Annotated in this window: 17 protein-coding genes; 15 read left to right on the top strand and 2 right to left on the bottom strand. The window is 47.3% G+C overall.

Translation table 11 applies throughout. The features are described from left to right. Nucleotides 1-21 precede the first annotated feature (21 nt). From ACDJ58_RS05800 to ACDJ58_RS05860, 13 genes are all read left to right on the top strand, one after another. Nucleotides 22-1,086: a sulfate ABC transporter substrate-binding protein gene (locus tag ACDJ58_RS05800; RefSeq protein WP_413376238.1), complete on the top strand. Its 1,065-nt coding sequence runs from the start codon at nt 22-24 to the stop codon at nt 1,084-1,086. 222 nt (nt 1,087-1,308) lie between these two features. After that, nucleotides 1,309-2,916 carry an ABC transporter substrate-binding protein gene (locus ACDJ58_RS05805; protein WP_413376240.1) on the top strand — a complete coding sequence of 536 codons (1,608 nt, stop codon included), beginning with the start codon at nt 1,309-1,311 and terminating at the stop codon, nt 2,914-2,916. 310 nt (nt 2,917-3,226) lie between these two features. Then, on the top strand, nt 3,227-4,177 hold the full coding sequence (locus ACDJ58_RS05810) for an ABC transporter permease (protein ID WP_062326882.1): 951 nt from the start codon (nt 3,227-3,229) through the stop codon (nt 4,175-4,177). 7 nt (nt 4,178-4,184) lie between these two features. Further along, nucleotides 4,185-5,030, top strand: a complete 846-nt coding sequence (locus tag ACDJ58_RS05815) for an ABC transporter permease (RefSeq protein ID WP_413376242.1) — start codon at nt 4,185-4,187, stop codon at nt 5,028-5,030. A gap of 131 nt (nt 5,031-5,161) precedes the next feature. Next, nucleotides 5,162-6,187 (top strand): ABC transporter ATP-binding protein, encoded by a 1,026-nt coding sequence (locus tag ACDJ58_RS05820; protein ID WP_413376244.1) that lies wholly within the window; start codon nt 5,162-5,164, stop codon nt 6,185-6,187. After that, nucleotides 6,184-7,119 (top strand): ABC transporter ATP-binding protein, encoded by a 936-nt coding sequence (locus ACDJ58_RS05825; protein WP_413376246.1) that lies wholly within the window; start codon nt 6,184-6,186, stop codon nt 7,117-7,119. Before ACDJ58_RS05820 ends, ACDJ58_RS05825 begins: the two co-directional genes overlap by 4 nt. Nucleotides 7,120-7,175: 56 nt before the next feature. After that, nucleotides 7,176-7,622: a hypothetical protein gene (locus ACDJ58_RS05830; RefSeq protein WP_413376248.1), complete on the top strand. Its 447-nt coding sequence runs from the start codon at nt 7,176-7,178 to the stop codon at nt 7,620-7,622. A 156-nt stretch (nt 7,623-7,778) separates the two neighbouring features. Then, nucleotides 7,779-8,558: an MBL fold metallo-hydrolase gene (locus tag ACDJ58_RS05835; RefSeq protein ID WP_413376250.1), complete on the top strand. Its 780-nt coding sequence runs from the start codon at nt 7,779-7,781 to the stop codon at nt 8,556-8,558. A 133-nt stretch (nt 8,559-8,691) separates the two neighbouring features. Beyond that, nucleotides 8,692-9,558, top strand: coding sequence for an RNA polymerase sigma factor (locus ACDJ58_RS05840; protein ID WP_413376252.1), 867 nt, complete (start codon nt 8,692-8,694; stop codon nt 9,556-9,558). An 18-nt stretch (nt 9,559-9,576) separates the two neighbouring features. Then, complete coding sequence (clpP, locus tag ACDJ58_RS05845; RefSeq protein WP_062326868.1) at nt 9,577-10,158, top strand: ATP-dependent Clp endopeptidase proteolytic subunit ClpP; 582 nt, start codon at nt 9,577-9,579, stop codon at nt 10,156-10,158. A gap of 217 nt (nt 10,159-10,375) precedes the next feature. Continuing rightward, a complete protein-coding gene (locus tag ACDJ58_RS05850) occupies nt 10,376-10,756 on the top strand; it encodes a GntR family transcriptional regulator (RefSeq protein WP_413379501.1) in 381 nt (126 codons plus the stop codon). After that, nucleotides 10,756-11,622 carry an ABC transporter ATP-binding protein gene (locus ACDJ58_RS05855; RefSeq protein WP_413379503.1) on the top strand — a complete coding sequence of 289 codons (867 nt, stop codon included), beginning with the start codon at nt 10,756-10,758 and terminating at the stop codon, nt 11,620-11,622. The genes ACDJ58_RS05850 and ACDJ58_RS05855 overlap by 1 nt, the downstream gene beginning before the upstream one ends. Nucleotides 11,623-11,724: 102 nt before the next feature. After that, on the top strand, nt 11,725-12,240 hold the full coding sequence (locus ACDJ58_RS05860) for an ABC-2 transporter permease (RefSeq protein WP_413376255.1): 516 nt from the start codon (nt 11,725-11,727) through the stop codon (nt 12,238-12,240). A 179-nt stretch (nt 12,241-12,419) separates the two neighbouring features. Here ACDJ58_RS05860 and ACDJ58_RS05865 read toward each other — a convergent pair whose 3' ends face one another. After that, on the bottom strand, nt 12,420-13,841 hold the full coding sequence (locus tag ACDJ58_RS05865) for a PLP-dependent aminotransferase family protein (protein ID WP_413376257.1): 1,422 nt from the start codon (nt 13,839-13,841) through the stop codon (nt 12,420-12,422). A gap of 120 nt (nt 13,842-13,961) precedes the next feature. On the opposite strand from ACDJ58_RS05865, the gene ACDJ58_RS05870 reads away from it, so the two are divergent. Then, nucleotides 13,962-14,900 carry a DMT family transporter gene (locus ACDJ58_RS05870; RefSeq protein ID WP_413376259.1) on the top strand — a complete coding sequence of 313 codons (939 nt, stop codon included), beginning with the start codon at nt 13,962-13,964 and terminating at the stop codon, nt 14,898-14,900. Between the two features lie 40 nt (nt 14,901-14,940). Then, entirely contained in the window at nt 14,941-15,249 is a 309-nt protein-coding gene (locus ACDJ58_RS05875) for a hypothetical protein (RefSeq protein ID WP_413376261.1), read from the top strand. A gap of 109 nt (nt 15,250-15,358) precedes the next feature. Here the strand turns inward: ACDJ58_RS05875 and ACDJ58_RS05880 are convergent, their stop codons facing one another. Then, nucleotides 15,359-16,162, bottom strand: a complete 804-nt coding sequence (locus ACDJ58_RS05880; protein WP_076291747.1) for a Cof-type HAD-IIB family hydrolase — start codon at nt 16,160-16,162, stop codon at nt 15,359-15,361. Nucleotides 16,163-16,435: the final 273 nt, after the last annotated feature.

The raw sequence follows: 16,435 nt of genomic DNA on the forward strand, positions 1-16,435 counted from the left end.
TTTTGGAGAGAGGTGCTGCCCATGCAGACGAGGAAGAAGAAAATCACCCCTTTATATGTTGTCCTCATGCTTCTGCTCGTCTGCATGACCGTTGGATGTAGCAGGCAGGAGGATGCGAGTGGACAGAACGGAACCTCGACAGACGACCAATCCAATACATTGGTTATCGGTGCTTACAGTGTAGCCAAAGACGCCGTCGGAGAATTATTGCCCAAATTCCAGGAGGAATGGAAAGCCAAGACTGGACAGACGGTTCACTTTCAAGAATCCTATGAAGCCTCCGGGACACAAGCAAGAGCCATTGTTGGTGGATTCGAAGCTGATGTTGCGCTTCTGGCGATGGAAAGTGATATCGATAAGCTGGTCAAAGCCGATCTGGTCAGCTCCAATTGGAAACAGGCACCGAATGATGGCATGATCACCCGCTCGATCGTTGTTCTGGGTACAAGAGCAGGCAACCCGCTGGGTATTCGCGATTTTGAAGATTTGACCAAGCCGGGTGTTAAGGTGCTTTATCCTAATCCCAAGACGTCAGGCGGAGCACAGTGGGACATTAATGCCATCTATGGTGCAGGGTTGAAGTTATCTGAGAAGGAGCAAGGGAAGAAAGATCCTGCCGTGGCTAAAGCCTTTTTGGAAAAAGTACATGAGAATGTCGAGTCACTGGATAAGAGTGGCCGATCCTCCATGGCGGCTTTCGAATATGGCGTGGGAGACGTTATCGTCACGTATGAAAATGAATTGCTTGCCCGGATTGCCAAGGGTGTAAATTATGACATTGTGGTTCCCAAAAACACGATCCTGATTGAGAATCCGGCGGTTGTTGTGGACAAATATGCAGACAAGCATGGCAATCGTGAATTGGCGGAGGCTTTTGTAGCCTATCTACGAACACCGGAAGCACAGCGCATTTTTGCCAAGCATGGTTTCCGTTCGGTAGACCCGGATGTGTTTGCAGAGACGAAGTCCTCGTTCCCAACGCCTGAAGGTCTGTTCGATATTAACTATCTCGGCGGATGGGACAAGGTACGCAGTACACTGTATTCCAAACGAGGCGTATGGTACCAGGTATTGGCCGGGTTGTAAGCCCGTAAGAGCATCATCCTGTTATTGAATTTCAGAAGATTAATTGTCATTCAAACCTTCATTCACGATGCAACGTGATCTGGAGGTTTTTTTCATTTCTAGACAATAATGTTATTTCATTTAAACCCGATAGGTTAAGTTGGAAAAAATCGTTGCAATTTGCCGAATCCTTGCCTATACTATCTAACAGAACGTTAAATTACAGCGAGGGGAAATATCATAATGAAATCGAAAAAAATGTGGCTGTCATTGATGCTGGTTCTGGTTGTGGCAATCATGAGTGCATGCGGAAGCAGCGGTGACGGAACAAGTTCTTCGTCTAATACCGCAGAAAATACAGCGACAACGGATGATGGCCAACCGAAAGATGGCGGAAGCATCATTATTGCCGTTCAGGATGATCCTAAAGTGATGAATCCGATCTACGCGGGTGACCGTGTAACGTTGACGATTGATCAATCCTTATATGCTCCACTGTTCAACGTGAATGATGGCAAAAAAACGTATGTGCTCGCAGACAGCGACAGCTTCTCTGATGATCACCTGACGTATACATTGAAGCTGAAAGACGGTCTGAAATGGCATGACGGACAGCCTCTGACAGCGGATGATATTGTGTTCACAATGGATAGCATCCTTGATGAGAAACAGCACAGTTCTTCCCGTAGTCAATATGTTTTTGATGGCAAACCGGTTAAAGTAACCAAGGTCGATGACCTGACGGTAGAATTCAAATTGCCGGAAGTATCTGCTGCTTTTGAAGGAGCATTGGTTTCTTTCTCTCCAATCCCTAAACACATTTTCGAAGGCGAAGCCGATATTGAGAAAAGCGACAAAAACAACAACCCGATCGGTTCCGGTCCATTCAAGTTCAAGGAATACCGTCCGGGCGAATACGTAACACTGGAACGTTTTGATGATTACTTTGCAGGCAAAGCGCATTTGGATAGCGTGACGTATCGTGTAGCGAAAGATCCAAATGCGGCGAACCTGGCTTTGCAAAACGGCGAGATTCAAATGCGTATGGTCGACACACAGGATTACAACAAATTGAACGACACAGGCAAATTCAACATGTTGACTTACCCGGAAGGCCGCTTGCAATACATGGTGTTCAACCTGAACGTGCCTTCGATGCAAAAGAAAGAAGTTCGTCAAGCCATCGCTTATGCTGTGGATAAAAATGAACTGATCACCGCTTCATATTCCTCAGCTGATTTTGCTGAACCGGCTCCGTCGATTCTGACACCGGACACGCTGTACCAAACGGACGATGTCGAGAAGTACGATTACAACCTGGAAAAAGCAAAACAATTGCTGGCTGATGCAGGCGTAAGCAACCTGAAATTGCGCCTTGCTTACACAAACACCAACAAACCACAAACAAGCCAAGCGCTGTACATTCAGCAAAAGCTGAAAGACGTTGGCATTGAAGTGGAATTGCTGCCGATGGACGGAACGGCTTACGGTAACCGTACATTGGACATGAACAATACAGACTTTGAATTGTCCTTTGGTGGATATATCATGGGTTATGAGCCGGATGCTTATAAATCTCTCTTCTTGAGCGATGCGGCATACAACTACTCCCATTACAAAAATACCGATTTCGACAAGCTGTGGAATGAAGCAGCCGTTCAAATTGACGAAACTAAACGTGGTGATTTGTACAAACAAATCCAACAAACTGTAGCAAACGAAATGACTGTATACCCAATTGCCTACACGAAAGCTGTGGTGGCTGTGGATAACACATACGGCGGCGTTGAAGATGCAAATCCAAAACCAGTCGTTATGCTTGAAGATCTGTCTAAAATCTTTAAAAAATAATCATATAGAATGAACGTATTGTTTGAAATCTCTGGATAACACAAAGAACGTAGAGGGCAGAAAAAATCTGGAGAAACGAAGTGTTCGCCTAAAGGCTTTCTGAAAGAAAGCCACTTCGGAAGCATATGCTATCGCTGGATTTCTTCCTCTAGAAAAGGAAATCAAGAAATCCGGGGATAACAGCGATCGGAAGATTGTTCTGTAATCGGAGTGGCCGATGTGAATCCTTGGTTCAATCCACATGCGTTCATTCTATATAACAAGCCAATAACGCCGGCCGCGAGGCCGGCGTTGATTCGGAGGTGCCCATGTGAACAACTATATTGTCCGAAGGATCGCACAAGCGATCCCTCTTCTTTTTGTAATCTCCATCGTATCGTTCACCTTGATCAAGCTGGCGCCGGGCGATCCGGTGCTTTCCTTTGTTACCCCGAATATGGGGGCAGAAGATGTGGAGCGTATTCGGCAAAACCTCGGTCTTGATCAACCGATGTACGTGCAATATGTCGTATGGCTCAAAAATGTACTGTCTGGTGACCTTGGGTATTCACTGGTGAACCATCGCCCGGTTGCCGAAATGATTATTGAACGATTGCCCGCTACGTTTGGTTTAATGGGAGCATCGCTATTATTGTCTTTGCTGATTTCCATTCCGCTGAGCATGATTGCAGGTTCGCGTCAAAACAGTCTGTTTGACCGTGGACTCAGCTTAATCTCATATATCGGGATATCGATTCCTAGCTTCTGGTTCGGTATGATGCTGATCTATTTCTTTGCAGTAGAGCTGCACTGGTTACCAAGCATGGGTATGCGAACGGTTGGTATGGACTCTGCATGGGATATTATCAAACACGGCATTTTGCCATGTACAGTACTGACCTTCATGAACGTATCCGTGTACATGCGGTATATTCGCTCGAATACAATCAGTCAACTGGAAGAGGACTATGTTCAAATCCAGTATGCCTACGGCGCAACCAAAGGAACGGTACTGCTTCGTCATGTACTCAAAAATGTACTGCTGCCTGTAATCACCATTCTCGGCATGTCTTTGCCGGAGCTGATTGCGGGAGCGTTTATTACGGAGTCCGTTTTCTCATGGCCGGGGATGGGATCTCTAGGGATTTCGGCCGTTCACGGTTTGGATTATCCGATTATTATGGGCATTACGATGATGTCCTCTGTGCTGCTGGTCGTCGGAAACCTGGTAGCTGATATCTTATATGGCGTGGTAGATCCACGAATCAAGACAACGGGGTGAGACAAACATGAATTCAATGCGCTGGCGTAATTTACGGACGCAGTTCCGACAGCAGAAACTGGGCCTTGCGGCTGTCATCATATTGGGCATCTTTGTGCTCGCATCCCTGTTTGCGTTTCTATCTCCACATGATCCTAATGAAATTGTAGTGATGGAGCGACTTCAACAGCCAAGTGCAGATCACTGGTTTGGTACGGATGATTACGGACGGGATTATTTGGCTCGGGCGTTATACGGAGGACGGGTGTCTCTCGCCGTAGGTTTCCTCTCGATGGCAATCGCCGTTATTGTGGGAACACTTGTAGGTACGGTTAGTGGTTATTTTGGCGGCTGGGTAGATAATACGTTGATGCGTATTGTTGATGTGCTCATGTCGATTCCATCCTTCTTCCTGATGCTGATCCTGAACGCATATCTTAAGCCGGGGATCGGTACGATTATTGTCATTATCGGGGTGCTGAGCTGGATGAATATTGCCCGGATTGTCAGGGCTGAAGCAATGTCGGTCAAGCAACGGGAATACGTACTGTATGCGCGTGTATCGGGTCAAAAGCCTGGACGGATCATAATGAAGCACATCATTCCCAACATTATTCCAACCATTATTGTCGCAGCAACCATCAACATCGCGAGTGCGATCCTAATGGAATCGTCGCTAAGCTTCCTCGGACTTGGTGTTAAACAACCGAGCTCTTCTTGGGGCAGCATGTTGAATGATGCACAGGGCTTTATTAGTGAAGCGCCGTATATGGCGATTTTCCCGGGACTGTTTATTTTGCTGACGGTGCTGTCGTTTAACTTCTTGGGGGATGTGTTCCGCGTAGCCTTCGAGCCTAAAGCGAACAAGCGATAGATAATTGTTTACTGTGAAATGTTTTTGCAATATAGAAGTTGTTCTTATCGCGTAGTGATCCAGTGTGAAATTAATTTTTTAACTTATATAGTCGACAACCCATATCATGTAAACAGCGGGGTGAATACAAAATGACAGATTTATTATCGGTCAAACAACTGAAAACGTCCTTTGCAACCCGGGAAGGTGAGGTACAGTCCGTCCGGGGTGTGAGTTTTACGTTAAAAGAAGGCGAAGTGGTTGGACTGGTCGGCGAGTCCGGTAGTGGCAAAAGTGTTACCGCCCGTTCGCTGATTCGGCTGATCCAGTCGCCGGGTCGGATTACGGATGGTCAGATTCTGTTCCGTGGAGAGGATCTGCTGACCAAGTCGGATAAGGAACTGCGCAAAATCCGGGGCAACCGCATCTCGATGATTTTCCAGGACCCGATGACATCACTTAATCCAGTGGTTCGTGTAGGCAAACAGATGACAGAGGTCATTCGTCGTCACCGGAAAATGGACAAGTCGGCAGCACGCAAGGAAGCGATTGAGTTGCTGCGACAAGTGGGCATTCCTTCTCCAGAAGAACGGATTGACCAATATCCACACGAGTTCAGCGGAGGCATGAGACAGCGGGTAATGATCGCCATGGCTCTGTCCTGCAAGCCGGAGTTATTGATCGCGGATGAACCGACGACAGCGCTGGATGTGACCATTCAGGCACAAATTTTGCAGCTGATGCAGGAACTGAAAGAGTCTACGCAGACGTCCATTCTGATGATTACGCATGACCTTGGTGTCGTTGCTCAAGTCTGTACCCGAGTGATTGTAATGTACGGTGGACTCATTATGGAAGAGGGGCCAGTGGAGCGCATTTTCGCTCATCCGCAGCATCCGTATACTCAGGGATTGCTGCGCTCCATTCCAAAGCCCGGCGAGGAAGGTGGACACCAGCGACTGGCAACCATTGAAGGTACACCGCCCAATCTGCTCCATCCGCCAACCGGATGTCCGTTTATGGAACGTTGCCCACACGCCATGGAGGTATGCAAGCAGATGCCTGCGTATACCGAGACTGCACCCGGTCATCGAGCGCTATGCTGGTTGCTGGACGATCAGGGACGGGAACAACATCAAGTACAAACAGGAGCATCGTCAGAGGAGGTGGAGCAATGAGTACAGGAACCGATCAGCGTGAAGTGCTGCTGGACGTGCGTGGCTTGAAAAAACATTTTCCGGTACGTGGTGCTGGCAAAGGCAAAGACGTCGTGAAAGCCGTGGATAACGTCAGTTTTCATATTCACAAGGGCGAAACGTTCGGACTGGTCGGTGAGTCCGGCTGTGGCAAATCAACGACTGGACGCAGCATCGTAAGACTTTATGATGTGACGGACGGAAGCATTATGTTTGGCGGACAGGACGTTGCGAAGATGAATGAACGCCAGTTGAAGCCATTTCGCAAACGGATGCAGACGATTTTTCAAGACCCCTATTCTTCACTAAATCCGGGTATGAATGTCCTGCAGATTATTAGTGAACCGATGGAAATTCATAATTATGCTTCCAAGGCAGAGATGAAGGGGCGGGCGCTTGACCTAATGAACCGTGTGGGCCTGAAGCCAGAGCACGCGGAGCGTTATCCACATGAATTCAGTGGGGGGCAGCGTCAGCGGATCAGTATTGCCCGTGCCTTGTCGGTGAACCCGGAGTTCATTTTGTGTGATGAGCCATTGTCCGCCCTGGATGTGTCCGTACAGGCACAGGTGGTCAATATGCTTGAAGATTTGCAGGCAGAGCTGGGACTGACCTATTTGTTCATTGCTCATGATCTGTCCATGGTACGCCACATCTCCAACCGAATCGGTGTGATGTATCGCGGTAAGCTGGTGGAAGTAGCACCAACAGAAGAACTGTACCGTAATCCGGTACATCCGTATACCCAGGCATTGCTGGCGGCAATTCCTGTACCTGATCCAACTGTGCGGAACGTGATGCCGCCGATCTACAGTGGGGGTACCGACCCATCCGCTCGAGGACGGGATGAAGAACCGGAGTGGATGGAAGTTTCGCCAGGACACTTTGTATCCGGCTATCGAGACAGGATATAATGGATTAGGAATATCAATGGAATAATGATATATAGTGACAGGAAGGTGTGAGTTGGATGAGCGCTGAGTTTAAGTTGTCCCAAAATACAGCCATTCGGCTGGAACAGGCTCGTAGCAAAGGCATGTCGGATGCAGCTTTGTTGGAAGCGATACAAGCCAAAGATGTGGCTGCTTTTGATGTCGTGTCTGAGGAGTACTACAGATATGATGATCTTTTCTCCTATGCGGACGAGCATGGCGAGAATCTGGAAGGTGCGGTTAAAGACGGCTACCGGATTACCTTTAACACTCGTGGTGGTCTGGGCATCTACTTGCAAAAGTCCTTCGGATTACAGCCAGAGAAAGACTTCACTGTTGGTGAAGGCATCGTAACCGGGTTGAAATTAAAACAGGAGCAGGCAGATGTGCTGGCAAAACGCCTTGCATCAAACTGGGTGATTACCGAATCCAAAGATGTACCTGAGGGCCAAGAGCTGACGTTGAAGCTACGGGCCTTGGTTTAGTGAAACAATAGACTGTCCCGTTTGCAGTGAATAACTGCGGGGGGATGGTCTTTTTTTGCAAAAATAGAGGTGGGAGATTACAATTTACATATCATTAATCGGATGGAACATGAATTTGGGATGCATTGCTTCCGGGATAGAGAGGGGACTTTCATAATGAATCAGCTAACATTTCTGGGAACCGGGGATGCGATGGGTGTTCCGCGGGTGTATTGTGATTGTGACGTTTGCAAAGAAGCCCGAATTACGGGGATCAACCGCCGTAAACGTTCTGCTGTTTTGATCCATAGTGATGGCGAGCACGAACCTTTCATGATTGACTGCGGACCGGACTGGAGATCACAGATGGAAGACCAGGGGATGCGGATGGTGCAGACGCTGCTGATCACACATGCGCATTTTGATCATATTGGAGGCTTGCCCGAATGGGCAGATGCGTGTCGATGGTTGGGTGTAGAAGGGCAGTTGTATGCACCACGGGAGGTGATCGCGACCATTCAGAGTCAATTTCCATGGCTCGGTCGTCATATGAATTTTCTGGAAACGGATGCGGATATCGAGCTCGGTGGATGGAAGGTGCACTCCTGGAAAGTTTGCCATGGTCATAATGGCTATTCGTATGCGTATCGATTGGAGCGTGAAGGATTTACCTGGGCATATTGCTCGGATGCCATTGATCTGAAAGCTTCGGAGAAGCAGCCATTGTATGGGCTCGATCTGCTGGTACTTGGAACGAGCTTTGTTCATGAACTTGCGAAATTCTCCACACGCTCGGTGTACGATATGGTTGAGGCGCAGGCGCTGTTGCAGGATTTGAAGCCGGGTCAGACCTATTTTACACATATGTCTCACGACGTGGATGTACGCAAGAATTATGATCTGGATCAGGGGATTACGCTGGCACTTACCGGTCTGAAGGTGAAGCTGGGAGAATAGGACAGCAATGCTAAAAATAAATTCAGAAGAGCGTATCCTTTGCCGGAGGTTCTTCGTTTACATAGTGTAAGGCAATTACAGCAAGTGAATTGAAGCAAGATCAATCAGGAACCAACAAAGGGGGGCCCCAAACATGGCCTTTGTGAAGTCCGTGGATTGCAGAATCAACAGACCACATGATGATAAACAGGTTGAACTATACAGCCATTCCGATGTTCTAATCGGATATACGTTAGAGCAAACAATTGAAGCTGCGCTTCCGAACCTGATGGGCTCGTTGTACGCCTACTGCATGTCATTGACTGGTTCAGTCTGGGAGACGGAGGATCTGGTCCAGGATACATGTGTTAAAGCATTATCCTCTTCAGCTGCCCGAAGAACGGGAATGACAGAGGACATGAACTGGGAAGCCTATCTCATCCGCGTTGCACGCAACACCTGGATTGACGCCATACGGAAGCGTGAGAACTTGGCAAGCAAATTGGAAAGCATGAAGCCATTTATGCAAGAATTTGAGGAAGAAGAGCGATTCGAGGAAGTTGAGTCCGCTGTTCAAATCCTTGTGGATGAACTGCCACCGTGGCAGCGAGCGATATATATGTTACGTGATTTGATGGGATACACGACGGTAGAGACTGCTGAACTGTTGGACACGACGGAAGGTGCAGTCAAAGCTGCCCTGAGTCGTGCCCGTTCTGCCCTGGCGAAAGTGAGACATAGCCTGAACGAAGCGGATTCTGATCAGACAAATCACTTGGAAGAGCATCAGCAAAATCGGGAGGAACTGCGCAGTTATTTACTGGCGTTCCGCAGCGGTGATACAGCCCGTTTAATTGATCTATGCCTGAATCAGACCGATGATCCGATGGCTGTGGCGGGAACGATTTTGCAGCAGACTCTGCCGTCTCAATCGATGCAACCAGTGATGTACAGTTATTCAAGCTCCGGTACGAATTCCATGTCGTATGGGGGAGGATATACGGTCAGCATGGTTGCGTAAACCGGGGAGGCAAAATGCATGAACGTGGTACCTTATGTTGTTGAACAGACAGCCCGCGGAGAGCGGAGCTATGATATTTATTCCCGTTTGCTGAAAGATCGGATCATTATGGTATCCGGGGAGATTGAGGATCAGATGGCCAATGCTATCGTGGCCCAGTTGTTGTTTCTGACCGCAGAGGACCCGGAGAAGGATATTCAGATGTATATCAACAGTCCAGGTGGTTCCGTGACTGCAGGATTCTCTATCTATGACACGATGCAATTCGTGAAGCCTGACATTTCCACAATTTGCACAGGCATGGCGGCCAGCTTCGGTACGATCTTGCTGGTTGGTGGAACAAAAGGGAAACGGCTGGCGTTGCCAAACAGTGAAATCATGATTCACCAGCCGCTTGGCGGCACACGGGGGCAGGCCTCGGATATGCTGATTCATGCCAACCGGATTATCCAGCACCGTCAGCGGCTTAATAAACTGCTTGCCGATCATACGGGACAGCCGATGGAGCGGATTGAAAAGGATACTGATAGAGATTACTTCCTGACCGCTGCAGAAGCCGTCGAGTATGGTCTTGTGGATAAGGTGATATCCAGTACGTAAGTAAAGTAACAATACGTGCCAAGAAACACGACTAAAGAAAAGCAAGAAAAGTGAACAACAAAGTAGCCCGGAAGGTCATTCGACTTTTCGGGCTTTTACTGTCTTATCTGGATTGGAAAAAAATCTACGAATATTGACTAAATCCATGTATAGTGTGTATATTATGTATATACACTATACATGGATTGGGTTGTTGAAACGAATGAGGTGAGAGAACATTAAAATACTAATATCAAACGCTTCAAGCGATCCGATCTACATGCAGATTCTGACCCAGATTAGACAGAGCATTTTAAGCGGGGAACTGGTTGCAGGGGAGAGTCTCCCCTCCATCCGTCAACTTGCGAAGGATCTGCAGGTCAGTGTAATTACAACCAAACGTGTCTATGAAGAACTGGAGAAAGAGAAACTGATTGATTCTGTCGTAGGCAAAGGCTGCTTTGTTTCCGGGGCCAATCAGGAGTTTATTCGGGAACAGCGGCTGAAACGAATCGAAGATAAAATGCTCGATATCCTTCGTGAGAGCAAGGAACTGGGCATGAGTGTTCAGGATGTAGTCAAGCATTTTACGTTGCTAGTGGAGGAGGAACACACATGATGAACGCAATTGAGTTGTGCAACCTATCAAAAACGTACCCCTTATTCAAGCTGGATCAGATCACTTTGGATGTAAAACAAGGTTATATTACCGGACTTATCGGCCCAAACGGGGCGGGGAAAAGTACACTGATCAGCCTGATCTCCGGATTGATTAGTCCTGACTCCGGAAGCATCAAAACATTGGGAAAAGAGATGCCTGCTCAGGAAGTTAACGTTAAAGAACGCATTGGCATTGTTTCAGATGAATGTTTCTATTATGAGCATCTTACGATACGTGAAATGAAAAGCATGATTGCTCCTTTTTATAAGAAATGGGATGAGAAGCAATTTAACAACTTCCTGGAGCAATTCGAATTGTCTCCCAAAAAGAAGATTGAAGAACTGTCCAAAGGCATGAAAATAAAATTTTCACTGGCTATCGCTTTATCCCATGACGCTGAGCTTCTCATTATGGATGAGCCTACATCCGGGCTTGATCCTGTGTTTCGGAGAGAACTGCTTGACCTGCTTGCAGATATGATACAGGACGAAACTAGATCCATTATTTTCTCGACTCATATCACAACGGATTTGGAGCGTATAGCAGATTATATTACGTTTATCAATAAAGGAAAGATTGTGTTTAATGAAGCAAAGGATGATGTGCTTGAAAGGTACACTATAGTAAAGGGGGACATGAAGCTGCTTGATGCGGACACGAGAAGGCAATTCGTCGGAATCCGTGAGACAGCGGTTGGTTTTGAAGGCTTGGCAGATAACAGGGCGGAGGCAGAACGACTATTTGGCAATTTTGCTCTTTTACATAGACCCTCCCTCGAAGACCTTATCTATTTTACGGCCAAGGGGGAACAGCATCATGCTTAACTTGCTTCGCAAAGATTATATCGCTTTGAAAAGCTCGCTATGGTCCATCCTTTTTTATTTTGTGTATTCAGTGTCGCATTTATCCCGACAGTGGAAATGTCAATGTATTTTGTAGGGATCTATACCGCTTTCGGTTCGATTATGCTTGCAACCATGATTGATATCAAAAACCATAATCATAAATTTCTTGTCACGCTACCGCTTAGCCGCAGAAACATTGTGCAAGCGAAGTATCTGTCTGCCATTCTCTATACGCTTTTTGGAGTTTTCGCTTCGTCAGGCGCTCACTGGCTGGTTAACTTTCTTTTTCCCGAACTTAACAAGCCCGACTTTTCGGTACTGGACATCCTGATTTCGGTTGGAATGGTGCTGGTTTTAATTTCGATCTATATGCCTCTTTTTTACGCCCTTAGTAAAAAGGGAGCGGGAATAATTAATACGGTATTCATGTTCGTTCTTATTATTTTAGCGCAACCTGTTGCCTCGCTCATGAATATGGCAGGCGAGAACGGAATGGCTCGTGCTTCGGTTTATGTTTTTGTTTCAGTTTGCATTCTTCTGTTGTTCATTGCCTCCTATTTTGTAACGGTCCGTCTGTTTGCAAGGAAAGACCTATAGGATGAATGAAGAAGGATTTCAATAAAAAAACAATGTTCTAACTAACTTTATCAGTCGAGAAAAGCAGCAGCCCAAAAAGTCGCCAAACGGCGACTTTTTGTGTTACAGAAGATTTATAATTTGCGACCTGCTAGACAAGCTATCGTTAATCTGCAAATGCAGATTTTGCAAAAGTATCATCACGTACTTTGAGCCAATGCAATTAGTCTGCTCATGCCTTCCCGGATTTGCTGCTCGTGAGCATAGGAGAAGGAGAGACGCAGCTTGCGACTGGCGTTCGCATCGGAAGGATCGAATACCGTTCCCGGCACAAAAGCGACGGAATGCTCCATGCATCGGTGAAGCAAGCGCCCCGTATCTACACCTTCTGGAAGCTCCGCCCAGATATTAAGTCCACCCTCAGGACGAGTCCACGTCCAATCTGTTTGTTGAAGGCACTGTTCCATCACTTCCATCCGTAGCTGAATAGCGGTACGCAGCTTGGACAAGTGCTGGTGCATTCGTGGGGACTGGAAATAACGGAGGAAAAGCTTCTGATTCAGTAGAGGTGATCCGTTATCTGTCAGTGCTTTTACGGCCTGTAATCCTGGCATAAATCGAGGCCGGCACATAATGGCGGCGATCCGCAGACCCGGTACGACATATTTGCTATAGCTGCGAATATAGAGTGTATGCCCTGTAGTATCGTATGTGAAGATCGGCGCGGGAGGTTTTTCCTTGAAATAGATATCATAGGTACTGTCATCTTCCACCAGAAAACATCCGTACTGTTCCGCCAGCTCAGGTAATTGTTTGCGTTGCTCGGTCGGGATGTTGATGCCCGTAGGATTTTGGAAGGTCGGCGTCATATAAAATACTCTCGGCTTCTCCTGCTTCATCAGGCATTCAATCTGTTCCAGATCGTAGCCATCAGGATGTATATCCGTAAAAATCAACTTTGCACCCTGTTTGCGGAAAATTTCCATCGCAGGGCCGTACGTTGGCCTCTCCATGAGCACACGGTCACCGGGTCTGACGAGACTTCGGGAGATCACATCAATGGCCTGCTGTGCACCTGAAGTAATCAGCACTTCATCTGCCGAGATGTAAAAACGTTCCCTTGTCGTCAGATGGCTTGCCAAGGCACTACGCAGCTCCAGATCTCCCTGAATCGTGGAATATGTGCCAAGCAGACGGGGATATAGATCCAGCAAATCCCGCATCAGTTCTCCCCAATATCGGTTGGGCAGCAGGGCGGGGTCAATCAATGATTTGGAAAATTGGTATTCCGCCTCAAGGGATTGCACGCGGGCAAGTGAATCCCAATGCAGCCAGGCAGACACTGCCGGGTCATCGGCCTGATCAGTCACGGGAGAAGGGTCAGCAGGACTGACATAATAACCGGACTTATCCTTGACGTAAACGTTCCCCCGTTCCTTTAGTTCCTGATAGGCCTTAAAAACGGTGAGGCGATGTACACCGAGCAGCTCGGACAGGCTCCGCACGGACGGCAGCTTCTCATGCTCTTTCCACTCTCCGGCTTCGATCCGTACAACCAGATAATGTACCACTTGCTCATATAGTTTCAGGCTGTTATCTGTCATCATAATGGCTTTGCCCACCCGGCTCACGCTCCTTTTGAACTCCATTGTAACAGCAAACGGGAACTAACTGTTCTGTTTTATTCATTCTGTTCTGTAGACAGTGCTATATGATGGAGAACAGATGAAGGAGGGGCTAGCATGGTTGCATTAGCATTTACCGTAATGTGTCTTATTTTTGGAACAACGTTTCTAGCGATTAAAATTGGCGTGGAGGCAGGCATGCCACCTTTTCTGTCGGCCGGACTACGCTTTATCATTGCAGGTGCTCTAATGTTTGCATGGATGTGGATGAAAGGGAAAGTGAACCTGTCTTTACTATGGCGTAAAGAGATGCTCTTGACGGGGGCCGGATTGACGTTCGGGACCTTTGCGACCTTATATTGGGCTGAACAATATGTGAGCTCGGGTGTTGGTGCGATTCTGTCAGCAACAGGTCCGCTCATGATTATGGTGATGCAGACAGCGTTGTTGCGTCAAAAAACGTCTGTACGCATGATAACGGGATGCCTGATCGGTTTTGCTGGAGTTATCCTCGTCGTGTTGCCGGGTGTATCGATTGGTGGTAATTCCCTGTGGCTTTGGGGCTGTATTGCCGTATTGGTGGGTGAAGTCTGTTATTCGGCAGGTGCGTTGTACTCCAAAAAGGTCATTAACCAGTTTAGGGAGGCTAATCCTGTAGCAATCAATGCGGTGCAAATGATGTACGGAGGAGTGCTGTTATCCGCGCTTTCGGCGGTGACGGAATCCTGGAACACAACTGGATTGGATTGGATGCCAGCGGTATCATCTCTGATCTATCTGACGGTAATCGGTTCGATGGTCGGGCACAGCTTGTTCTACTGGATCATGTCTCGTACCAACCCGTTATTCCCGGCGACCTGGTTATACATTTCCCCTCCGATTGCGGTTGGGCTTGGGGCGGTTCTCTACAATGAGCATGTAAGCTGGATTACCTGGTTGGGAGTTGCTCTAATTGTCTCGGGTTTGCTGACGATGAATGAGAAAGTGATGGGGTGGATCAAGAGAGGCAAACGCACAACTTCTTTGAGTCAGACTTCCAAATCCATGGTAAAATAGGGAATATATATTCTGCGCAGGAATGAGGCGAGACATCCATTTGAATAGACAGGGAATCGGTGCTGTTTTATTGTTTGCGGGAATTGTGCTGTATGGCATTATCCATATTGGGACCATTATTCATTTACCGGACGTAACGATCTGGTCCAATCAATGGGGCCGTTATCTGCAAGCCGCTTTTGAAACGGGTGGCATCATTGGACTTGTCTTGGCCATTCTTTTATTTATTACAGGAGTTACGCTCCTGCTCCCTAGGCCATTGGCGGATTTATCCAAAGGGAGATTAATGAAGGAGATCAGTGAGCGGAATCGTGAATTTGACGAGAAGTATGGAAAGCAGAATAATTAACAGTTTTATTACAGGAACAGCCCTGGCACAGCGATTCATCACTGTGCAGGGCTGTTTAATTTTGTTTTTGAAATAACACGTTTTATATGGACTCGACTTCTTAAAAAGCTTACTCTGCGTTCAGCACAAACTTCTCAATCACTTGCTTCACGCCGTCTTCGTTATTGCTCGCGGTAATGTAATCTGCCAGCTCTTTCAGAGCAGGGATGGCATTTCCCATCGCTACACCGAGACCAGCGACTTCCAGCATCTCATGGTCATTCCAGGAATCCCCGATGGCAATGCACTCGCTCAATTGGTGACCGAAGTGATCTGCCAGGAAGGTTAATGCATGACCTTTCGTTCCCTCGCGGTGCATGATTTCAAGGAAGTATGGCTTAGACTTGGTGATGTGTACTTCTGATCCGAGCAGTTCGCGCAGGGCAACCGCAACCTCATCCAAGTAATCCGGCTCATCGATGATGAGCAGTTTCGGTGTTTTTTGCTCAATCACTTTGATGAAATCCGGTTCGATGTGGTACTGAGTGCCATTCAGTTTAGCGTAGTCACGCAGCTTGTCGTTTTCTTCACGGGCGTAAAGTTTGTCGTCAATGTACGTTTGCAGGTGCAAATTATGCTCCAGGCAGTAGTCATACAATTTGCGGGAAGCGTCCTGTGGAACGTAGCGCTCGTAGAGTACTTTTTCGTCCAGCAAGTTTTTCACCAAAGCGCCTTGATACGTAATGATGGGCACGTTCAGCTTCGTTTGGCGAGCGAGTGCTTGGGCAGAAGCGTAAGCACGTCCAGTTGCCAGTGTTACAACGACACCATGAGCTACTGCTTGTTCCAGGGCAGTCTGTGTTGCAGGCGTTACTTCCTTGTTATCGTTAATCAGGGTATCATCAATGTCAATTGCGATTAATTTGTAGGTCATCTGTGTTTCTCTCCTTTTTTATCTGTATCTATAACAACGAACGAATAGATAAGCATTACACGAGACCACTCCGACTGCAGATTCATCTTTCGATCGCTGTTATCCCCGGATTTCATTGAATCCATTCCCCAGAGGGGAAATCCGGGGATAGCATATGCTTCCGATGCAGCTTTCTTCCAGAAAGCTTTTAGGCGAACGCTTCGCTTCTTCAGATTGATTCTGCCTTCTCCGTTAACGTGTAATTCTGGAATTCGTTCTAAAATTATACTCACA

Source organism: Paenibacillus taichungensis (assembly GCF_047302525.1).
GTDB lineage: Bacteria > Bacillota > Bacilli > Paenibacillales > Paenibacillaceae > Paenibacillus > Paenibacillus taichungensis_B.